This window comes from Pseudomonas sp. ML2-2023-3, assembly GCF_037055275.1.
GTDB lineage: Bacteria > Pseudomonadota > Gammaproteobacteria > Pseudomonadales > Pseudomonadaceae > Aquipseudomonas.
Map to the genome: position 1 here is coordinate 4,400,001 of NZ_CP146343.1, position 21,424 is coordinate 4,421,424.

Genomic DNA, 21,424 nt, shown 5'->3' on the forward strand with positions numbered 1-21,424 from the left:
CACTATATTGCACATCCAGAATTACCCAAGCATCATGCCTGTCTTTAAACCTTCTGCCAGGCACACCTATCAATGATAAAGCCCCCCCATAGCTTCGTAGCAACGCTATTCCCTGTTGGCTTGCTACTCATTGCCATGGCCTCGATCCAATCCGGCGCCTCGCTGGCAAAAAGCATGTTCCCTATTATCGGCGCACAAGGAACAACCAGCCTGCGCCTGACATTCGCCAGCCTCATCATGCTTCTGATACTGCGACCATGGAGAGCCAAGTTCACCACCAAGTCCTTGAAGACCGTGATCGTTTACGGGATTGCCCTGGGAGGAATGAATTTCCTCTTCTATATGTCACTGCGCACTGTTCCGCTGGGTATTGCAGTTGCTCTGGAGTTTACGGGTCCTTTGGCAGTGGCTATTTATAGCTCCCGCAGACCTATCGACTTTATATGGATCGGCCTGGCCATCACGGGACTCCTACTGCTCATACCCATTGGTGAAAGCGTTCAAGGCATTGATCCAACAGGCGCCGGCTACGCGCTAAGTGCCGGGGTCTGCTGGGCGCTGTACATCCTCTATGGACAGCGGGCCGGTGCGGACAATGGCGTTCAGACCGCAGCATTGGGCGTCATTATTGCGGCTCTGTTTTTCGCACCTATCGGGGTTTACCACGCAGGGGCGGCATTGCTGAACCCTGGTCTGATCCCAATAGCCATTGGTGTAGCACTCTTATCGACAGCACTGCCTTACACGCTTGAGATGATCGCTCTTACACGCATGCCCACCCGAACATTCGGCACTTTAATGAGCATAGAGCCTGCCTTTGGGGCGCTTTCAGGGCTGCTATTCCTGAATGAGGTCTTGTCGTTCACACAGTGGATGGCCATCTCTTGCATCATAATGGCCTCAATCGGTGCGACCTTAACGATGCGCAACCACTCAAAACCGATCATCACCGACAATAAGCACGCCATTTAACTCTGCTCTGGTAATTGACTCTCATTTAAGAGATGTTTGTCCCTTGAGAATCACATGAACCGATTCCGGATAAGGATATCCACTAAAACCATGGGGAGATGGTCACCGATTCTCGCATCCCGTAAATCCGACGCAAACGCTTAAGGACAGGAATGAAACGAATTTTGGTAGCTTTAGCCGTACTCGTTGTAACCGGCTGCGCAGCAACCTCGGAAACTGCCGTCAAGCATGGAAAACGAGGATTGCATATCAATTGCTCTGGATTGTCCTCATCGTGGAACAAGTGCTACGCCGAAGCCGTCAAATCCTGTGGAAGCAAGGGATACCGGGTGGTAGCCAAATCGGGCGATACCGCAGAAGAACCAGGGGACTATCCATTCGGCCTGAACCCAGCCGGCTATACCAGCCGCAGCATGATTGTTATCTGCAAGTAACGCCCCGCCCAGCCATGCCGTCGAGCGAGCCGACAGCATGGCAAGGAGATCAGGCAGTTATCGTAAGTGGTGCCGTACGCTCCAGCAGCCACTCAAGCGCAGACCCGACAAGGTGCGGGCTCAAACGCTCGCGAACCAGCGCATGATAGGCGTCAAACCATTCGCGCTCTTCCAGGGTCAGCAATGATGGCTCCAGACAGCGCGTGTCGATTGGGCACAGCGTCAGGGTTTCAAACTTCAAGAATGCCCCAAACTCCGAAGTTCCCGCCTCACGATTCAACACCAGATTCTCGATTCGCACTCCCCAACGACCCGGGCGGTATGTTCCAGGCTCAATCGAGGTAATCATCCCTGGCTGCATCGCAGTATGTGGTGCCGGCGCAGCCTGATACGCAATAACTTGAGGCCCTTCATGCACATTCAGGAAGTAGCCGACCCCATGACCTGTCCCGTGCCCGTAATCGACGTGCTCAGCCCAAATCGGCGCCCTTGCGATCGAATCCAGCAAAGGTGACAGGATCCCTTTTGGAAATTGAGCCCTGGACAAGGCGATCACACCTTTAAGCACACGGGTACAATCGTGTTTCTGCTCGCGGGTTGGCGTACCAACAGGGACCATACGCGTGATATCGGTTGTGCCTCCCAGGTACTGCCCACCCGAGTCGATCAACAACAAGCCATCACCTTCAATCACAGCATGCTCTTGCTCCGTTGCGTGGTAATGCGGCATTGCGGCATTGGCATTAAAAGCCGCAATGGTGTTGAAGCTTAACGATACAAAGCCGGGGCGGCGGGCACGAGCAGCGGTCAACTGCTCATCAATAGTCAACTCGGTAATGCGCTCACGCCCAAGGGCTGTCTCCAGCCATGCAAAGAACTCACAGAGCGCAGCACCATCCTGCTCCATAGCCTGACGGATATGGACAGCGTCCTCGAGGCTCTTCTGAGACTTGGCCAAGGTAGTTGGATTCAAGCCTTCAACCAGTTTCACCTCAGCCTGTAAATGACCGAGCAGCCCGCAGGTCACACGGGCAGGGTCCACCAATAGACGAGTTGAACCCGGCAAAGACGCCAGAGCCGCATTGATCTCAACGTAATCACGCAGCTCAACGCCATCAGCCTCAAGTGTCTCGCGCAGTTCGACACTGATTTTATTCAAGTCCAGAAACAAGGTAGCCCGCGAGGCCTCGACCAATGCAAACGAAACGAACACTGGGTTGAAGGAGACATCCGAGCCTCGCAGATTAAACAACCAGGCGATGTCATCCAGAGTCGCAATAAAATGTGCATCCGCCTGGCGCTGCTTGAGTGTTTCTCGCAACTGCGCCAGTTTTACAGCCCGACTGACCGTCGCTTGCGGCGGCAGATGCTCATAAACCGGCTGTACCGGCAGTATTGGACGGTCATCCCAAACCTGGCCAAGCAGATCGATATCCGTACGTAAAACGGCACCACGCTCTTTAAGCTTGCTCTCGAGTGTGCGTGCAGATGCCAGGGCGAGCACTGCGCCATCAACGGAAACCGTTGCACCTTCAGGTGTCTGCTCGGCCAGCCACTCAAGAGGACCCGATTGCCCGGGTAACAGCTTGACCAGCTCAATGGTACTGCCCTTCAGCTCTTTGGCCGCCTGCTCCCAGTAACGACTATCAGCCCACACTCCGGCAAAGGTTGGCGTCACAATCAATGTTCCAACCGAACCGTAAAAACCCGACAGCCATTGGCGTCCTTGCCAATACGCAGGCAAGTACTCTGAAAGATGGGGGTCAGCCGAGGGCACCAGCAGCGCATATATACCGTTCTGGCTCATCAACGCCCGAGTACGCGCCAAACGCTCCACAACCGGTACTGGATTCAACGACTGAGTACTCATTCTGTCTCCTGTTTATCACTGGGTATTATTATTGATCGCTAGTGATCATGGATCAGCCACTACCGTTGGGCAACCGCCCAAAACGGTGCCGGCGCGGCGACAGAAGCTTTAATCGCCTTCACTGCGGCATCTATATCCTGCTCGCTGGTGAAGCGCCCAAGACTCAGGCGGATTGTTCGGCTGGCTTTATCGGCATCATGCCCCAGGGCCAGCAGCACGTGGGACGGTGCATTACTCGCCGAGTTGCACGCTGAAGTTGCCGAGTACGCGAGGGAAGCACTCAGGATTGCGCTGTTGAAGTGCCCTTCGCTGAAGGTCAGGCTCAAGGTATGGGGAATTCGCTCTGTCGGACAGCCATTACATTGCAGCCCTTGCACATCGACCAACTGCTCAAGCAAGCGCTGGCGAAGTCCGCGAATGTGAGCCAGCTCCTGAGCAAATGACTCACTGGCCACTGCAAATGCAGCGCCCATGCCTGCAATTTGATGAGTCGCCAGGGTTCCTGAGCGCAAACCGGACTCATGCCCGCCACCATGAATCTGTGCCTGTAGCCGATCCTGCGCACGCGGCCCCACATACAAGGCGCCGATACCTTTGGGACCATAGATCTTGTGCCCCGAGAACGACATCAAGTCTACCGCCCACTCATCCAGGTCGATGGCAACCTTGCCCGCTCCCTGCGCGGCATCGACGTGGAACAGCGCACCATGCTCGCGGACCCGGCGCCCGATACCCGGAATATCGTTGACCGTGCCCAGTTCATTGTTGACCAGCATCAACGACACCAGCAGTGTGTCGTCGCGCAGAGCAGCATCTACCTGATCGGCACTTACGAGCCCATTGGCATCAGGGGCCAGATACGTCACCTCAAAACCCGCCTCTTGTAAAAAGCGTGCAGTGTCCAACACCGCCTTGTGCTCGATCTGACTGGTGATGATATGCCCGCGGGACTGACCACCCGCCTGGGCCACACCTTTTAGCGCCAGGTTATTGGACTCGGTCGCACCCGAGGTCCAGATAATCTGCTCAGGCCTGGCATTGATCAGTTTCGCGACCTGTTCACGGGCCAGTTCTACCGTCTGCCGGGCTTGCTGACCAAAGACATGGGAGCCAGAGGCCGGATTGCCAAAGTTGCCTTCAAAACCCAGGCAATCGACCATCACCTGAATGACACGAGCGTCCACGGGAGTGGTGGCCGCGTAATCGAAATAAATAGGTCGCTTGTTCATTGTTCAAATCCACTGAGCGCATTCCGGAAACAGGCAGTGCCTGGTACCGGAGAGTGAAGCCACGAGAAAATGCGGCCGTTAGAGATAACCGATTGAGCCAGGTGAAAAAAGGTGCATTCGACAGGAAGGCCGTAGGATATGTCTCAAATCTGGGCTATCTGGAAAGCAGGAGCTTATAAAGCGCTAAAAGCAGGTCATCACGCAAGTCAGATATGCAATATCGATATATAAATATGGAATTAGGTTAGTTTACGGAATAACAAAATGACTTTATAAAGCAGCCTTCGGCTTTCCTTTTGTGGGCAGAGCCCCTGTTAAAAGGAGCTGTCAATGCAGCTTTTAACATTACCTGCCACCCCGGCACTGGCCACGTCCATACGCGCCACGGCACAAGTGTTTGAAGACCCCGCGTCCAAAGCCCTGTTGGCACACTTGCAACAGATAGCGCCCAGTGACGCCAGCGTACTGATCATTGGTGAAACCGGCACCGGCAAAGAACTGGTCGCCCGGCATATCCACCAACTCAGCCACCGTCACAACCAGCCATTTGTGGCCGTCAATTGCGGCGCCTTTGCCGAGTCATTGGTGGAAGCTGAACTGTTTGGCCATGAAAAAGGGGCTTTTACAGGCGCGCTGACTGCAAAAGCCGGATGGTTTGAAGAGGCCGATGGCGGCACATTATTTCTGGATGAGATCGGCGACTTGCCGCTGACCATCCAGGTAAAGCTGCTACGCGTCCTGCAAGAGCAGGAGGTCGTGCGGTTGGGCTCGCGCAAAAGCACACCGATCAACGTGCGCGTACTGGCTGCCACAAACGTCAATCTGGAACAGGCCATAGACGCCGGGCATTTTCGAGAAGATCTGTACTACCGCCTCAATGTCGTCAGCCTTGCGCTGCTCCCGTTACGTGAGCGCCCCGGGGATATCCTTCCGTTAGCCAGACACTTCCTTAAAACCTATCGCCAACGGCTGCCTCATGGACCAACGGCACTCAGTGAATGTGCCGAACACGTACTGATCCACCATCCTTGGCAGGGCAATATTCGCGAGCTTGAAAATGTCGTGCATCACAGCCTGCTCCTGTGCCGCAATCAGACCATTACGGTACAAGACCTGCGCCTGTCCCAATCACGCAGCAGACGCCAGGACTTCGCGCTGCAACAACCCGCCACGCATACCACCCGGGACTTGTTACAACGCGCCTTTCGGAAACTGTTCGAAGAAGAGCCGGGCGCCCTGCATGAAGCCGTTGAAGATACCCTGCTGCGTACGGCCTATGAGTTTTGCCATTACAATCAGGTACACACTGCAAAATTGCTGGGTTTGAGTCGCAACGTCACCCGAACACGCCTGATCAAGCTCGGAGCACTTTCAGTCAATGTGCGTCGCACGGAGCCCGACGCCCTCGCCTATTGAAAGCCTGCCCCCATCGCAGTTGCCTGACGATACCTCGGAACGTTTGGCAACATCGCTCGATGCCGGGTTGGGCGACCCACGCGGGTTCAGTGGGTCCGATCAACCACAAAAGGCCTATCGCCGCTATTCACGCTTATCGGTAAGATGACGTCCTTCCTGCGCGTTTGCGCTGTACGTCCCGCCAAATTAAGTCGATCCCATGCCTTTTGAACTCAGCGTAGATTTGACCACCCTCGCCATTCTGGCCGCCGTTGCCTTTGTTGCCGGATTCATCGACGCCATTGCCGGGGGCGGGGGGCTGCTCACCACCCCTGCCCTGCTCACCGCAGGCTTGCCGCCACATCTGGTGCTGGGCACCAACAAGCTCAGCTCGACATTCGGCGCAGCCACCGCGAGCCTTACCTTCTACCGACGCAAACTGTTCCATCCTCGCGAATGGAAACTGGCCATTTTCGGAACCCTCGCCGGTGCGCTGATCGGCGCAGTTGTCGCCCACTACATGCCCGCCGAATGGCTCAACAAAATGCTGCCGGTGATTGTTTTCGGCTGCGGGCTCTACCTGCTGTTTGGCGGCACACCCAAAACGCCTGTCGACAACGACGCGCCGATCAAAAAGAAATGGCAACTGCCCCAGGGCCTGGGCCTGGGATTTTATGATGGCGTAGCCGGGCCGGGTACGGGCGCGTTCTGGACCGTCAGCACCATGCTGATGTACCCGGTCGATCTGGTGAAGGCCAGCGGTGTGGCGCGCAGCATGAATTTCGTCAGCAACATTGCAGCGCTGTCGGTGTTCATATTCTCCGGCCATGTGGACTGGGTGATCGGTCTGACCATGGGCTTTGCAGTCATGGTCGGCGCCTTCTTCGGCGCCCGCAGCGCAATCAGCGGCGGGGCCAAATTCATTCGCCCGGTGTTTATCACCGTGGTATTGGGTTTGACCGTGCGCCTAGCCTGGCAGCACTGGTTCGGCATGGCCTAAACGACGGGCTACATACAAGTCGATGAGATAACGCGCAATTGAGCGCGACGCCGGCAACGGCGGCAGCCGGTGCACATTGAACCACTGCGCATCTTCTATCTCGTCGGCCTGAGGCACGATATCGCCTCCCGCGTACTCGGCGTGAAAACCCAGCATCATGGAGTGCGGGAACGGCCAGCACTGGCTGCCCACATACTGGATGTTCCTGACCTCCACCTGCACTTCTTCGCGCACTTCGCGAATCAGGCAATCCTCGGCCGACTCCCCCGGCTCGGCGAACCCCGCCAGAGTGCTGTAGACCCCCGGTACAAAGCGCGGTGAACGGGCCAGAAGCACTTCATCGCCCCGGGTAATCAATACAATCATGCTGGGCGAGATACGTGGATAACTGCGCAAATCGCAGGCCGCGCAATACATCGCACGCTCCCTCGGCACCTGCGTCATGGCCTGCCCGCAGCTACCACAAAAGCGATGCTCACGAGCCCAGGTGCCAATTTGCGCGGCATAACCCAGCACCTTGTACAGCGTGTGGTCATCGCCCAGCATGAAGGCACGCAAGCCCTGCCAATCACAGCCCTCGACCTGGGCCGCACTTGCAAGCTCGAGCAGGTACACCGGCTCGCCGTCCAGGTGTCCGATGCCATGCTCCGCCAGCACAACAAGGTCCTGGCGCTTGAGCCACTCCCGGGAAAAGAGCGGGCCATTGTGACTGATCAAGAACCCGTCGGGGCCGCGCGCCACGGCCCAGCCTCCAGTCAGGTCTGTATCCAGTACTGCCGTGATCCAACGCGGTGTCATTAAATGATCCTTGTTCAGGTTACAAAGACTTCAATCCAGAAACTCGGGTTTTTGCTTGGTCATGTGCGCCGTCATCGCCAGCCGCAAGTCGCTGGACTGAAGCATCGCCGCGTTCCAGGTCGCAACATATTCCAGACCATCGTCCACACGGTGATCGCGCATATAGCTGATTATCTGCTTGGTGCCGGCAATGGCGATGGGGGATTTGCTGGCGATTTCCAGGGCAATTGCCATTACCCCGTCCAGCAACGCCTGATGATCGCTGTAGACGCGGTTGACCAGGCCGATAGCTCGGGCCTCATCCGCCGCGACCATCCGCCCGGTGTAAGCCAGTTCGCGGAGCATGCCATCACCGATGATGCGCGGCAAACGTTGCAAAGTCCCCACGTCAGCGGCCATGCCCATGTCGATTTCCTTGATCGAGAACTGCGCATCCTCGGCGGCGTAGCGCATATCACAGGCCGCGATCAGGTCAATCGCCCCGCCCAGGCAATAGCCCTGAACAGCCGCCAAAACGGGCTTGCGACAATGATCCACGGCATTGAACGAGGCCTGCATTTGCAGAATCTTGCGCCGCAGCATGCGGGCATTACGGCCCACATCCTTGCCCATCTCATTGGCTACCGATGCCAGCAGCATCAAGTCGATACCGGCTGAAAAGTGCTTGCCTGCACCACTGAGCACGACAACCCGTACGGCATCGGTTTCATCAATCCACTGGAAGATCTCGATGATCTCGGTCCAGAACGCCGCGTTCATCGCATTGACCTTTTCAGGCCGGTTGATCTGAACGTGGGCAATGTTGCCGTTTAACTCAACCTGAAAAGCCTGGTAGTCGGACATAACCTGAATCCTTTATGGGGCGCTGTCGCCGCTCAATGAGCGGCGGACTATAACAAGCCTGACCGGCCCCAGGCAGGCCGCGATTGCGCCAAACTACGGACAAAATGACCTGCCTGAATAGCCCTCAACGCTGCAGGATAAAACGCTCTATCACCTGGGCAACGCCGTCTTCGACATTGCTGCCAGTGACCTGCATCGCCTGCTCGCGAACCTGCGCTTCGGCCTGCCCCATGGCGATCGACAGCCCGGCACGATGGAACATCGCAGGGTCATTGCCGCCGTCGCCGATCGCTACCGTACGCTCAAGGGGCACACCCAAATGCTCGGCCAGCGCTGCAAGGGCATCGCCTTTGTTGGCCTTGAGTGCAGTGATGTCCAGATAACGGGCCTGCGACCGGCTGGCCGATGCCTCCCCGCTCAACACCTGCTGCAGACTCTGTTCAAGCTCCACCAGCAGTGGCGCATTGCTGGTAGTGGCCACGATCTTGTCCACTCGATGCAAATAAGGTTCAAAGCTCTCTACCACTAACGGCGCATAACCCAGCCCCTGTTGTTCGTGGGCAACCATCGGGCCCAACGGATCGCGCAACAGCCACTCATCGTCAGCAAACACCCAGATTTCAACGTCATGCCCGGACAACAGGGCCAGCGCCTTCAACACCGCCTCGTACGGCACATGATGGGACTGCAAATAGCTGCCATCGGCGTTTACCAGCGCTCCGCCGTTGAATCCTGCAGTGGGCAATTCAATACCCAACTGCCGGATGTACTCGCGCATGGCCCTGGGCGGGCGGCCGGTAGCCAGGGTGAAATGAATGCCTGCAGCCTGCAACGCCTTGACCGCAGCCAGGTTGCGCGGGCTGATGGTGTGGTCGGGCAACAGTAAGGTGCCATCCATGTCGCACAGCACCAATTCAACGGAGTCCAGCTTCACGTCACTCATCCTATGTTGAGCCAGACGCGACCATCGCGAGCCAGCAACTCTTTGGCCGCCTCCGGGCCGTCTTCCCCGGCCTTGTAAGGCTGAACGTCAGTGTGTTCACGCCACGCATCCAGAAAAGGCTGCACACCACGCCAGCCGTTTTCAATATTGTCGGCACGCTGGAACAAGGTCTGGTCACCGGTGAGGCAGTCGTAAATCAACGTCTCGTAGCCTGTGGAAGGCTGCATTTCGAAGAAGTCCTTGTACGCAAACCCCAACTCGATATTGGCCATTTTCAGCCCGGGGCCCGGGCGCTTGGCTTGAAGGTCAAACCACATGCCTTCGTTGGGCTGGATCTGGATACGTAAATAATTGGGCTGCAAACGTTCAACTTCGGTGTCGCGGAACTGTGCATAAGGCGCAGGCTTGAAACAGATGGCGATTTCAGTGTCGCGCGCACTCATGCGTTTGCCGGTGCGCAGGTAGAACGGCACACCGACCCAGCGCCAGTTGTCGATCATCACCTTGAGCGCCACAAAGGTTTCAGTGCTGCTGTCAGCAGCCACGTTGTTCTCTTCGCGGTATCCCACGACCGGCTTGCCGCCGGACTCACCCTGGGTGTACTGCCCGCGTACAGAATTTTTCAACGCCTCTTCTTTCGACCAGGGGCGGATTGCTCCAATCACCTTGGCTTTTTCACCGCGCACTGCATCGGCCCCAAAGGCTGCGGGGGGCTCCATCGCCACCATCGCCAGCAGTTGAAACAAATGATTGGGCAACATGTCGCGCAAGGCGCCGGTGTGTTCGTAAAAACTGCCACGTGTCTCAACCCCGACGGTTTCAGCCGCAGTGATCTGCACATGGTCAATGTAATGATTGTTCCAGAAGGCTTCGAAAAGCCCGTTGGAGAAACGGCTGACCAAAATATTCTGGACGGTTTCCTTGCCCAGGTAATGGTCAATCCGGTAGATCTGCTTCTCGCTCATGACATTGAGCAGGCACTCATTCAATGCTTGAGCTGTCTGCACGTCAGAGCCAAAAGGTTTTTCAATGACGACCCGGCGAAATGCATCGGGGGTTTCCTTGAGCAACCCGCTGGCACCCAGCCGCTGCACGACTTCGCTGAAAAAGCGTGGTGCAGTGGCCAGGTAGAACACCGCATTGCCAGTGCCGCTGGCGATGATTTTCTGCTCCAGCGCCCCGTAGGTGCTGTCATCCAGAAAATCGCCCTGCACGTAGCTGATGTTCTTCGCCAACGAGGCCCACAAATCGGCATTCAAGCCTTGCCCGTCAGGATGATCCACCTTGCTGGACGCTTCATTGCGAATGAAGTCCTCCAGCTTTTTGGCAAACCCCTCATCACTGATCCCATTGTGGTCAACGCCCACAATGCGCAGGCCACCGTCCAGTAAACCGTCTCGACTCAAGTTGTACAGCGCAGGCATCAGCAAGCGCTTTACCAGATCACCGTGGGCACCAAACAAGAACAGAGTGGTGGGCGGCGCGGGCTTGGCGTCAGGTTTACTGGACAGATCAATCATTTTTTAGACGTCTCCACATGGCCACCGAAACCAAAGCGCATGGCCGATAGCATTTTGTCGCCATAGAGGCTTTGCTGGCGCGAACTGTAGCGGGCAAACAGGGCTTGCGACAACACCGGAACCGGCGTCGACTGCTCCATTGCAGCTTCGATGGTCCAGCGGCCTTCACCGCTATCTGCCACGGCGCCTGAGTAGCCATCCAGCGGCTCATCAGTGGCCAGGGCATCGGCAGTCAAATCCAGCAGCCAGGACGAAACAACGCTACCACGACGCCATACTTCGGCAATATCGCCCAGGTTCAGGTCAAAGCGCTGCTCTTCAGGCAGGTTCTCACCGCCCTTCATCTTCATCAGGTTGAAGCCTTCGGCGTAAGCCTGCATCAAACCGTATTCAATACCGTTGTGCACCATCTTCACGAAATGACCAGCACCTGCCGGGCCCGCATGGATATAACCACGCTCGGCACGATCGTCGTCAGATACACGGTCCTTGGTGCGCGGGATGTCACCCATGCCCGGGGCCAGCGCTGCAAACAGCGGGTCCAGGTGCTTCACGACAGCGCTGTCTCCACCGATCATCATGCAATAACCGCGCTCCAGGCCCCACACGCCGCCCGAGGTACCGACGTCAACGTACTGGATGCCCTTTTCGGCCAGAGACTGCGAACGACGCATGTCATCTTTATAGAAGGTGTTACCGCCATCGATGATGATGTCATCGGCGTCCAGCAGCTGGCTCAGGGTCTCGATGGTGTCTTCGGTCGGCGCACCTGAAGGCAGCATGACCCAGACAGCACGGGGTTTGGCCAGGCCTGCGACCAGCGCTGGCAAATCGGCAACGCCGGTGGCGCCTTCCTGTTCCAGAGCGCTGACAAAGTCGGTATTGCGGTCAAAAACCACGGTTGTATGCCCATTGAGCATCAGACGCCGTGCGATATTCCCGCCCATACGGCCCAATCCAATAATTCCCAACTGCATGTACTGTTGCTCCCAACGACAAATAAATAGTTGTACAGCACCTTAGTGCAACATTGCCCAAGGTGCCCGGTCAGGATCAGTCCTGACACATGGTGCATAGTTTCGCACAAGGTGAAGGGCAGATTCCCGATTCAATACACTCAACAGACGGACGAAGCAGCAAAGATTGCAAAACCAATACCCCTCAAGGTCGCCGAATGCGCCGACACACCCCCCGCAAGCGCAGCTATTGGCGACAAAGTTTTCACATGCACTTGGAGATACTTGAACACTTTGTGGCTGCTCTTTCGTGAGGCAGCCCCCATGTGTTGTGCCTGGTTAATAGGCAACAACCATTCAAGTCAGTTATCAGCTGGAGCGCTGTATGGGGATGTTTAAACGCAGCAACACGTCTGCGAAAGGATTTGACTGGGCCGGCCTGGGTTGGCTGTTCCTGTTCTTCTGGTATTTTTCCGGCATCACCCAGCTACTGATCCAGCTGACCGGCACCTCCGGCTTCTCGGGGTTCCGCCAGGCCTTTGTGATGAGTGCCGTCTGGTTGGCCCCTATGCTGATGTTTCCCAAGCACACCCGCGTAATGGCTGCCGTGATTGGCGTCGTGCTGTGGGCCTGCTCGATGGCAAGCCTGGGCTACTTCTTTATCTATCAGCAAGAATTCTCGCAAAGCGTCATCTTCATCATGTTCGAATCGAACATCTCCGAAGCTGGCGAATACATGACCCAGTATTTTGCCTGGTGGATGGTGCTGGCATTCGTGGCCCATACCGCTTTCGCCGTGTTCCTGTGGTCACGCTTGCGCCCGGTGTACCTGCCCCGCGTGCAGGCCTGGGCTGCAGCGGTTGCCATACTGGTGGCGGTTATCGGTTACCCGCTGATCAAACAGACAATGAAGCACGACTCTATGGCCTCCGCCATGGAAAGCTTCGAAAGCCGTGTCGAACCTGCAGTGCCGTGGCAGATGGTAGTGGCGTATCGCCGTTATCTGGAGCAACTGGATAACATGCAAGGCATGCTGGCCAGCGTCAGCAAGATTCCGCCCCTGACCAACCTCAAGGACAACGAAGCCGGCAAGCCAACCACCCTGGTGCTGGTCATAGGCGAATCGACCAATCGCCAGCGCATGAGCCTCTATGGCTACCCGCGCGAGACAACGCCAAACCTCGATAAATTGCGCGATCAACTGGCGATTTTCGACAACGTCGTCACTCCACGGCCCTACACCATTGAAGCCCTGCAACAAGTGCTGACGTTCGCTGACGAAGAAAACCCGGATCTGTATCTCAGTACTCCGTCACTGGTCAGTGTCATGAAGCAAGCGGGCTACAAGACTTTCTGGGTCACCAACCAGCAGACCATGACCAAGCGCAACACCATGCTCACCACCTTCTCCGAGCAGGCTGATGAACAGGTCTACCTCAACAACAACCGCAACCAGAACGCTCGTCAGTACGACGGCGATGTCATTGAGCCGTTCAACAAGATCCTGGCCGACAGCGCCCCGCGCAAACTGATCGTGATCCACCTGCTCGGCACCCACATGAGCTACCAGTACCGTTACCCGCCGACCTTCGACAAGTTCGTGGACCGTACCGGTGTGCCAGCCGGACTGACCGACGACCAGGTACCGACTTACAACAGCTACGACAATGCCGTGTTGTATAACGATTTCGTGGTGTCGAGCCTGATCAAGGACTTCGCCAAGACCGACCCCAACGGCTTCCTGTTGTATCTGTCCGACCACGGCGAAGATGTATTCGATTCGGTCGGTCACAACACCCTGGGCCGTAACGAAGCCAAGCCGACAGCACCGATGTACACCATTCCGTTCATGGCCTGGGCATCGCCAAAATGGCGTGAAAACCACACCTGGAATTTCGCCAGTGACCTCAGCCGTCCTTACAGCAGCTCGCAGTTCATCCATACCTGGACTGATCTGGCCGGCCTGAGTGCCGATGAACTGGACGACAAGAAAAGCCTGGTCAGCGATCAGTTTGTCGCCCGCCCGCAACTGATTGGCGATCCGTACTCGCGCCCGCAGAAAGCCTTGATCGACTTCAGCCTGATCAAGCCTAAACCTCCGGCTGCAGGCAATGTAGCCAAGCAATAAATAACCTGCAGGGCGCCAATGGCGCCCTGCTCGTTTTCAGGCACACACATCACAAATAATTCTCTTTACCCCTAAACCTTCTCCTTGTCATTCGTTTGAAGCACTAGACAACTTCATAACAACGACAAGGAGTCGGCAGCGATGTTCGCGCCATTTACCCGTTCCATGACCCTGACACTCGGGCTTATCGGCACTACCGTCAGCCCGCAATTGTTGGCCGACACCGAGCAGGATGACGTAGAGAAAACCTCCCGTTCACTGGAACTGGGCAGTACCAGTGTCACCGCCCAAGGCCTGGGCGCCAGCACCGAAAATACCGGTTCCTACACCACGGGCTCGACCAGCACCGCGACCAAACTCAACCTGAGTATTCGCGAAACTCCGCAGTCGATCTCAGTCGTCACCCGTCAGGAGATGGATGACTTCAACCTCAACACCCTGACCGAGGCCATGCGCCATACCACGGGGATTGTGGTGCAGCACAACGACTCCGACCGGGTCAGTTATTCATCACGCGGCTACACCATCTCCAATTTCCAGATTGACGGGATGCTCAATACGTTCAGTTTTATGAAGACTGATGCCGACACCATCATCTACGACCGAATTGAAGTGGTGCGCGGCGCCACCGGCCTCACAACCGGCGCGGGCGATCCGTCGGGCACCATCAACATGATCCGCAAACGCCCCACCCACCAATTGCAGGCCAAGGCCGGGGCAACAGGCGGCAGTTACGATGACTATTACAGCTATGTCGACGTGGGCGGCCCGCTGGCTTTCGACGGTCGTTTGCGCGGGCGCACCGTGTTGTCTTATCGCGACAGCAAGTCGTTTCGCGATATCTATGCACTCAAGCGTGAAGTGGCCTACGGCATTCTGGAAGCAGACCTGACCGACACCACCCTCCTGGCAGTGGGTTACGACTACCAGGACAAACAGGTAAAAGGGTCGTCCTGGGGGACCACTCCCTATTGGACCGGTTCGGGCGAGAAAGCCAAATTTGGCCGCTCAACCAACCTGGCCACCTCCTGGAGTTCATGGCCGATGAAGGACAAGACCGCCTTCGCCACCCTGGACCAGCAACTGTCCAATGACTGGCACCTCAAAGCGGCCTATACCCATCGCACCAGTGACGCCGAAGGCAAGGTCTACTACGCCGGGGGCGGTTTCCCCAATGCCGATGGCACAGGTATGTCGGCCTATAACAGCCATTTTATCGGCGAAGAAAAAATGACCGCCGTCGACGTCAATATCTCAGGCACTTACCCCTTGTTCGGGCGTGACCACGAGTTGATGGTGGGTTACGGCCAGGCCAAAAACGACAACACGTCACCCTTGATGATTAACCTCAACCCAGAGACCTACGACACCATTCCAAACTGGCAGGACATGAGTTCGATTCCCAAGTATCAGGACTTTAATACCGGCATTGAGGGCAGCCAAAACATCGTCAAACAAAAGTCCGGTTACCTGGCTACACGCTTCAACCTGACGGATGAATGGCATGCCGTACTCGGCACCCGTTATGGCAGCTGGAAAAGCTCCAACGCCAACACCGTGTTTGTTGAGAACAATTCAGGCCCTCTCAAGCACACAAAAGTCAGCCAGACACAAAACGACATCATTACGCCTTACGCGGGCTTGCTGTATGACTTCACCGAGGAGTTGACGGTCTACGCGAGCTACACCGATATTTTCAAACCTACAACCAACAAGGGCGTAGGCGATGCTTATCTTGAACCGGTGGTGGGTAGCAATTATGAACTGGGCTTGAAGGGCAGCTTCTTGCAAGAACGCCTCAACCTGTCGACAGCCGTGTTCTGGAGCAAGCAGGACAACGTACCGGAAATCGACGACTCAGTGCCTCGCGGCCCCAAGGGCGAGGAATATTACAAATCCGGTGGCAAGGGCAACAAGATCAATGGCTTTGAGGTCGAACTGGCCGGTGAGGTCATGCAGGACTGGAACATGGTCGCCGGTTACACCTACACCCATTCACGCAACGCCGCAGGCCAACGCATGAATACCGCGTCGCCATTGAATCTGGTCAAGATTTCGAGCACCTACCGCCTGCCAGGTGAGTGGAATGCCATGACCGTGGGCGCCGCCGTCAACTGGCAAAGCGATATCTATCGCGCTGCCAACCGTCCTACCGGACAGAAAAATGCAGCGGGTTATCCGATCACCTTTAAAGAAGACATCACCCAAAAGTCCTACACCCTCGTCGACCTGATGGCCCGCTACACATTCGACGAACACGTCTCGGCATCATTGAACGTCAAGAACCTGCTCGATCAGAAGTATTACGAAAACGTCGGCTTCTATAACGGCGTGTTCTGGGGCGAACCGCGAACGGTGAGTGTTGGCCTGGAGTGGACGCTCTAAACCGGAGCTTTATCAAGCACAGCGGGAGCAGGCTTGCTCGCGATGCAATCGCCGCGGCAAGCCTGAAACACCGCCCCACCTGCATGACGGGCAAGCACCGTTCCCGCAGGACGTGTGAAACCCGCCGCGCTTACAAATATTTGTTCCAGAACATCATGCGCCCGTGAGCAGGGTCGAGCTGACCATCGCTGAAACCAAACTTGCGATAGGAACCTTGAGCCACGGGGTTGCCCTCAAGCACTTCCAGGGTGATCTTGCAGCAGCCTCGCTCACGGGCAATGTCTTCGACCTTGAGCAACATTTTCTGACTCAGGCCCAGACCGCGAAACGTATCCACCACTGACACATCATGTACGTTGACTAACGGTTTGCCAGCAAACGTCGAAAAACCTTCAAAACAGTTCACCAGACCTGCCGCCTCGCCGTTGACGAACGCCAGCACGCTAAACGCATGAGGGCGTCTGGCAAGCTCTGCCGGCAATTGCGCCAACACGTCCTGCGACAACTCTTCACCTCCACCCATGGGGTCTTTGGCGTAGTGGTTCAACACGTCTCTCAGCGCTTGAGCATGAACCGGGTTTGTATAATCAGCTTGAACTACCACGACATCCGACATTACGGGCATTCCTCGACCAATCCTGGTTCTGTTTATGAGAACACCAGACCTTAGCGCGGCCCCTGTGAAGCACACAAGTATCCGTTTCAGGGCAAGTGCGTGGAATCAAGCATCGACATCCGGGTGGCGAGCTGATTTGAAAAACTCTCAGCATCCGTATAAATCAGTACATGGCGAAACTGCGAATTTTCCTTGTGGAATTGAGCTTCATCCGCAATGCCCCCTCCTGCCATTTTCTGGCTGATCAGCAGCACGTCATACTCATTGGTCCGGGCTGCTCTCAAGCTCACCAAGGCCTCAGGGTTGTACAAAGGCGCGATCCGGTAATAGCCCAGAAGGTTAAGAGCCCTTTCCATTTTCAGCGCTTGTACTGGATCATCATCGGCAATCAATATTCGTAATGTTTTTGTTGGCATTTTGGCCTCGTCATTCATGAGACTCATCGGCTTGAGCATAACGGTCCAGCTCGTCGGCCAGTTGCTCCATGCTGTAGTGCAGTGCATCGACAGCACCAGCAAGACCTTGTGGTTCCGCCATCCTGCAAATCTCTTCCAGTTGCTCGCAACACTCAATCAGCTTCCTGGCTTGAATGAGCTTGCCTCCTCCTTTGACACCATGTGCCAGAGCACTCAATCCCTCATAATCATCTTTCACAAACAGCTCGATCAGTGCGCCGAGGTCCTGGCGATTACTGATGGCCAGTTCAGCGAGCAGTTTGTGGACCACCCCATCATCACCTTGGCTCAACTGTTTAAGATAAGTCAGATCAATCTGCCCGTCAGACTCATCGGCACTCTTGCCTGATGGCCCCTGCGGTACCCCAGACGCCAGGCAGGCACTCAAGTCCTTCAAACTGATGGGCTTGAACAAGCATTGATCCATTCCAGCTTCCCGGCAACGCACAGCTTCCTCTGGTTGTGCGTTGGCCGTAAAACCAAAAATCTGGCAGGGCGCTCGCCCCAACGCGACCTCCTCTGACCGCACTGCCCGTGCCAGCTCATAGCCATCCATGACCGGCATGGAACAATCAGTGATGACCACGTCAAACTGCCCCATCCGCCATGCCTTCAGACCCAGCGCACCATTTTCGGCGTCGGCCACGCGGTGCCCCAGGTAGCTGAGTTGTTGGGCCAGCAGCATCCGATTCGCCGGATAATCATCCACCACCAATACATTCAGCGAGCGTGTGCTCCCGACTTCTTGCTGCGCCTCGTCGACGGCGATTTCTTCAGGTTCAAGCAATGGCACCACCATCGTGATCTCAACCTGAGTTCCGGCCCCCTGCACGCTACTGAGGTGCAACTGCCCGCCCATCATTTCGCAGAGTTCACGGCTAATCACCAAGCCCAACCCTGAGCCACTACGCGCAGACTGGGTGTTGTTGCTGGCCTGAACAAATGGACTGAACAGTCGAGACTGGTCTTCGTCAGAAATACCGACGCCCGTATCCTCAACGCGCAAACACACCGACACCTGCTGCCCATCGTGAGCAGGCTCTACGTTCAGTTTCAGCCGAACTGCGCCCACATTCGTGAACTTGATGGCATTGCTCAACATGTTGGAGACGACTTGTTTAAAACGCATCGGATCGATCATGACATCTGTGTCCGACGCAGGGCTCAATTCGCATATCAGGCTCAAGTGCTTCTGGCGTGCAAGCCCATCGAACATCCGTGCCACGGCCTCTACCAGGGACTTGAGATTGGAGCGCTTGGGGGTCAATGACAAATAACCGGATTCAATACGCGCGATATCCAGAATATCGCCAATCAAGTCGAGTAACTCGCGGGCCGAGACGGATGCCACTTCGATTGCAAACCGATCCATGACACCCTGGTCGGCTTTTTTCATGGCCAGTTCAAGCATGCCGATTACCGCATTCATGGGTGTGCGTATTTCATGACTCATGGTCGCCAGGAATGTTGTCTTCGCCCGATTAGCCTCATCGGCACTTTGTTTGGCGACGTTCAACTCGTTCATTAGCTGCTGGCGCCTGGCAATCACTCGCTGCAAGTAAGTAATCCAGGCAACCGCCACCAAGAGCAGGGCCGCCGCAATGGCGAACCCTTGAATAATTGCCGCACGATTACGCAGCCAATAGCTTTCAACGACGGGTATGTCAGTGCGCCAACGGCCGGTCAGCTCACTCATTTCTCCTGGGGTAATGCTCATGAGCGCCTTGCCCAGAATGGAGTTCAGCTGCGGATCATTGCTGGCTGTGGCAAAGCCGATCTGCTCGGGTTGTGTGCCTACCGTGCTGGTGATTTGCAGCTGTTTACTAAATCGCCTCGAGACCAGATAGCGTGCACTGACCAGCGCACTGACCGCCGCATCAGCTGCGCCTTCTGCCACCATGCTCAGGGCCGCAGGAGGGTTGTCAGCCTCCACCACCTGAATGCCGGGGTAGTTCTGCTCAATAAACTCGCGCAACACGTTGCCCCGCACCAATGCCACCCGCCGGCCCGACATTTCATCCAGGGTTTCAGGCACATCAGAACCAATACGGGTGGTCAGCACAAAAGGCGTTGTGAGGTAAGGTCTGGTAAAGCGCAGTTGATTCTCTCGGGCAGTACCGCTCGTGATCCCTCCCAGCATGTGTGCCTTGCCCGAACTGACCAGCTTAACCCCCTCAGCCACCGTGCTCTCGCGCACGGCTTCGAACTCAAGTCCTGTGTGTGCACTGATCTTGGTTAACAGATCAGCAATCAAACCCTTGAACGTGCCCTGCTCATCAAAGAATGACAACGGTACAAACTGATCATTGATCGCCACCTTTATCCTGGGGTGCATAGCCATCCATCGTTGCTCGCCAGGGCTGGGGTTAAAGCGCCAGGGGTTGGTGATTTGAGGCCCGTCGGAGCTCCAGCGCCGCAGGATCGTCATGCGCGCACTGGGCGGAATCACCGCCAGCGCCGCATTAACAACGCGCAGCAATCTGGGGTTATCGCGGCGTACCGCAAAAGAGAACGGGTTGTCTTCCAGCCGGGAAAAGTCAGCCAGTTGCACGTTGTTCAGGTAGTTTTTGTTGATCAGGTAATTGGCACTGATGTAATCCCCGAGGTAGACGTCGGCCTGGCCAAACGCTACGGCGCCGATCGCCGTCAGGGTTGAGGGATACAACTGCAAGGTAGCCTTGGGGTAAAAATCCTTGACCTTTTGGGGCGGTAAATAGTGATCAAGCATGGCCACACGCAACCCTGCCAGATCGACAGGTGGACGCTCACGATTACTGATGCGCGTCACCAGCGCAGGCGAATCGTCTGCGTAGGCAAGGCTTAGCACCAACTGGGGATCTTGTGCCTCGAAACCATTGGAGCTGCTTAATAAGTCCAGCTCGCCCTGCTTGAGTGCTTCTATCGCCAACGGCCTCGAGGGATACCGTTTGACCTCAATATCGATGTGCAGCAACTGTGACAGCAACTGCGCATAATCGGCGGTCAAGCCTTCGAAGTCCTGGCCATTGACGGCCAGGTCAAACGGACCGTAATCGGGGGCCGAGATGCCAAGACGCAAGGGGCCCTGTTGTTTGAGCCATTGCACTTCGGAAGGCTCAAGTACCACGCTGTACTCTTCAACACTCGAACGTCCCAACAGGCGCAATGTCTGCACCGATGTTTCAGCGGCTGCGACGTACTGGCCAAGGACAAGCAGCAGCCCAGCAAGTCCCAGACATGCAAGAGTTTTCAATTAAATCAAATCATTGCGCTTGGCAAAATCTGCCAAATAAACGACCGACTTTATATTCAACTTCTCAATCAACCTCGCCTTGTAAGTACTGATGGTCTTACTGCTCAATATCATGTCTTCAGCAATCTTCTTGTTACTCAAGCCACGGGCGAGCTGTTGCAATATGTACAACTCCCGGGCCGACAAGTGCTGAATCAACTCAACGTCGCTCATGTTTGCATCACTGTTGCGTACCGAACTGGCCGCCAGGTACGGAAAAAACGTGTAACCATCCATGATTATTTTCACGGCCCTCAACAACTCGGTGAGATCCTGGCTTTTACTGATGAACCCTGCCGCCCCGGCTTTCATGCACCGTTGGGAATAAAACAGGGGGGACTGAGACGTCAGCACCAGAATACGGGTGTCCAGCCCTGCGACCCTGATTCGATTGATCACCTCCAGGCCATCAAGGCCGGGCATGGTGATATCCAGGACAATCAGGTCAACATGATGCAAACGCGCCAATTGAACAGTGTCAGTGCCATTGGCCGCCTCAGCCACGACTTCATAACCCTGGCTTTCCAGCAGTACTTTCATGGCTGACCGAATAAGTGAATGATCATCCGCAATCAACACTTTCATACATTTAATCCTCCGCTAGGGAAA

General features: G+C 55.9%; 17 protein-coding genes. 6 read left to right on the forward strand and 11 right to left on the reverse strand.

What is annotated here, in order from left to right; translation table 11 throughout:
• Nucleotides 1-72 precede the first annotated feature (72 nt).
• Together rhtA and V6P94_RS20325 are read left to right on the forward strand one after the other, a co-directional pair.
• On the forward strand, nucleotides 73-972 hold the full coding sequence (rhtA, locus tag V6P94_RS20320) for a threonine/homoserine exporter RhtA (protein WP_338648509.1): 900 nt from the start codon (nucleotides 73-75) through the stop codon (nucleotides 970-972).
• Nucleotides 973-1,124: 152 nt separating this feature from the next.
• Nucleotides 1,125-1,406: a hypothetical protein gene (locus V6P94_RS20325; protein WP_133077888.1), complete on the forward strand. Its 282-nt coding sequence runs from the start codon at nucleotides 1,125-1,127 to the stop codon at nucleotides 1,404-1,406.
• A gap of 49 nt (nucleotides 1,407-1,455) precedes the next feature.
• Here V6P94_RS20325 and V6P94_RS20330 read toward each other — a convergent pair whose 3' ends face one another.
• Nucleotides 1,456-3,276, reverse strand: a complete 1,821-nt coding sequence (locus tag V6P94_RS20330) for an aminopeptidase P family protein (RefSeq protein ID WP_338648513.1) — start codon at nucleotides 3,274-3,276, stop codon at nucleotides 1,456-1,458.
• A 59-nt stretch (nucleotides 3,277-3,335) separates the two neighbouring features.
• Complete coding sequence (locus V6P94_RS20335) at nucleotides 3,336-4,505, reverse strand: aminotransferase class V-fold PLP-dependent enzyme (RefSeq protein WP_326427210.1); 1,170 nt, start codon at nucleotides 4,503-4,505, stop codon at nucleotides 3,336-3,338.
• Nucleotides 4,506-4,835: 330 nt separating this feature from the next.
• On the opposite strand from V6P94_RS20335, the gene V6P94_RS20340 reads away from it, so the two are divergent.
• Together V6P94_RS20340 and V6P94_RS20345 are read left to right on the forward strand one after the other, a co-directional pair.
• Complete coding sequence (locus V6P94_RS20340; protein ID WP_338648516.1) at nucleotides 4,836-5,921, forward strand: sigma-54 dependent transcriptional regulator; 1,086 nt, start codon at nucleotides 4,836-4,838, stop codon at nucleotides 5,919-5,921.
• Nucleotides 5,922-6,120: 199 nt separating this feature from the next.
• Nucleotides 6,121-6,900: a TSUP family transporter gene (locus V6P94_RS20345; RefSeq protein ID WP_219262110.1), complete on the forward strand. Its 780-nt coding sequence runs from the start codon at nucleotides 6,121-6,123 to the stop codon at nucleotides 6,898-6,900.
• On the opposite strand, the gene nudC is transcribed toward V6P94_RS20345, so the two are convergent.
• From nudC to gnd, 5 genes are all read right to left on the reverse strand, one after another.
• Complete coding sequence (gene nudC / locus V6P94_RS20350) at nucleotides 6,868-7,698, reverse strand: NAD(+) diphosphatase (protein WP_338648519.1); 831 nt, start codon at nucleotides 7,696-7,698, stop codon at nucleotides 6,868-6,870. The two genes, V6P94_RS20345 and nudC, sit on opposite strands and share 33 nt — an antisense overlap.
• Before the next feature lie 30 nt (nucleotides 7,699-7,728).
• Nucleotides 7,729-8,541, reverse strand: coding sequence for a crotonase/enoyl-CoA hydratase family protein (locus V6P94_RS20355; RefSeq protein ID WP_338648521.1), 813 nt, complete (start codon nucleotides 8,539-8,541; stop codon nucleotides 7,729-7,731).
• 124 nt (nucleotides 8,542-8,665) lie between these two features.
• Nucleotides 8,666-9,484, reverse strand: coding sequence for an HAD family hydrolase (locus V6P94_RS20360; RefSeq protein WP_338648523.1), 819 nt, complete (start codon nucleotides 9,482-9,484; stop codon nucleotides 8,666-8,668).
• Nucleotides 9,481-11,004 (reverse strand): glucose-6-phosphate dehydrogenase, encoded by a 1,524-nt coding sequence (zwf, locus tag V6P94_RS20365; RefSeq protein WP_338648525.1) that lies wholly within the window; start codon nucleotides 11,002-11,004, stop codon nucleotides 9,481-9,483. The genes V6P94_RS20360 and zwf overlap by 4 nt, the downstream gene beginning before the upstream one ends.
• Entirely contained in the window at nucleotides 11,001-11,981 is a 981-nt protein-coding gene (gene gnd / locus V6P94_RS20370; protein ID WP_133077897.1) for a phosphogluconate dehydrogenase (NAD(+)-dependent, decarboxylating), read from the reverse strand. The genes zwf and gnd overlap by 4 nt, the downstream gene beginning before the upstream one ends.
• 364 nt (nucleotides 11,982-12,345) lie before the next feature.
• Between gnd and V6P94_RS20375 the strand changes: the two genes are divergently transcribed.
• Together V6P94_RS20375 and V6P94_RS20380 are read left to right on the forward strand one after the other, a co-directional pair.
• On the forward strand, nucleotides 12,346-14,088 hold the full coding sequence (locus V6P94_RS20375; RefSeq protein WP_133077898.1) for a phosphoethanolamine transferase CptA: 1,743 nt from the start codon (nucleotides 12,346-12,348) through the stop codon (nucleotides 14,086-14,088).
• 141 nt (nucleotides 14,089-14,229) lie between these two features.
• A complete protein-coding gene (locus tag V6P94_RS20380) occupies nucleotides 14,230-16,473 on the forward strand; it encodes a TonB-dependent siderophore receptor (protein ID WP_338648531.1) in 2,244 nt (747 codons plus the stop codon).
• Between the two features lie 130 nt (nucleotides 16,474-16,603).
• On the opposite strand, the gene V6P94_RS20385 is transcribed toward V6P94_RS20380, so the two are convergent.
• The 4 genes from V6P94_RS20385 to V6P94_RS20400 form a co-directional block, all read right to left on the reverse strand.
• Entirely contained in the window at nucleotides 16,604-17,089 is a 486-nt protein-coding gene (locus V6P94_RS20385) for a GNAT family N-acetyltransferase (RefSeq protein WP_133077989.1), read from the reverse strand.
• A gap of 86 nt (nucleotides 17,090-17,175) precedes the next feature.
• Entirely contained in the window at nucleotides 17,176-17,523 is a 348-nt protein-coding gene (locus tag V6P94_RS20390; protein ID WP_257622913.1) for a hypothetical protein, read from the reverse strand.
• A complete protein-coding gene (locus V6P94_RS20395; protein WP_338648535.1) occupies nucleotides 17,516-20,776 on the reverse strand; it encodes an ATP-binding protein in 3,261 nt (1,086 codons plus the stop codon). The genes V6P94_RS20390 and V6P94_RS20395 overlap by 8 nt, the downstream gene beginning before the upstream one ends.
• Complete coding sequence (locus V6P94_RS20400; RefSeq protein ID WP_133077901.1) at nucleotides 20,777-21,400, reverse strand: response regulator transcription factor; 624 nt, start codon at nucleotides 21,398-21,400, stop codon at nucleotides 20,777-20,779. It lies immediately after the preceding gene.
• Nucleotides 21,401-21,424 lie beyond the last annotated feature (24 nt).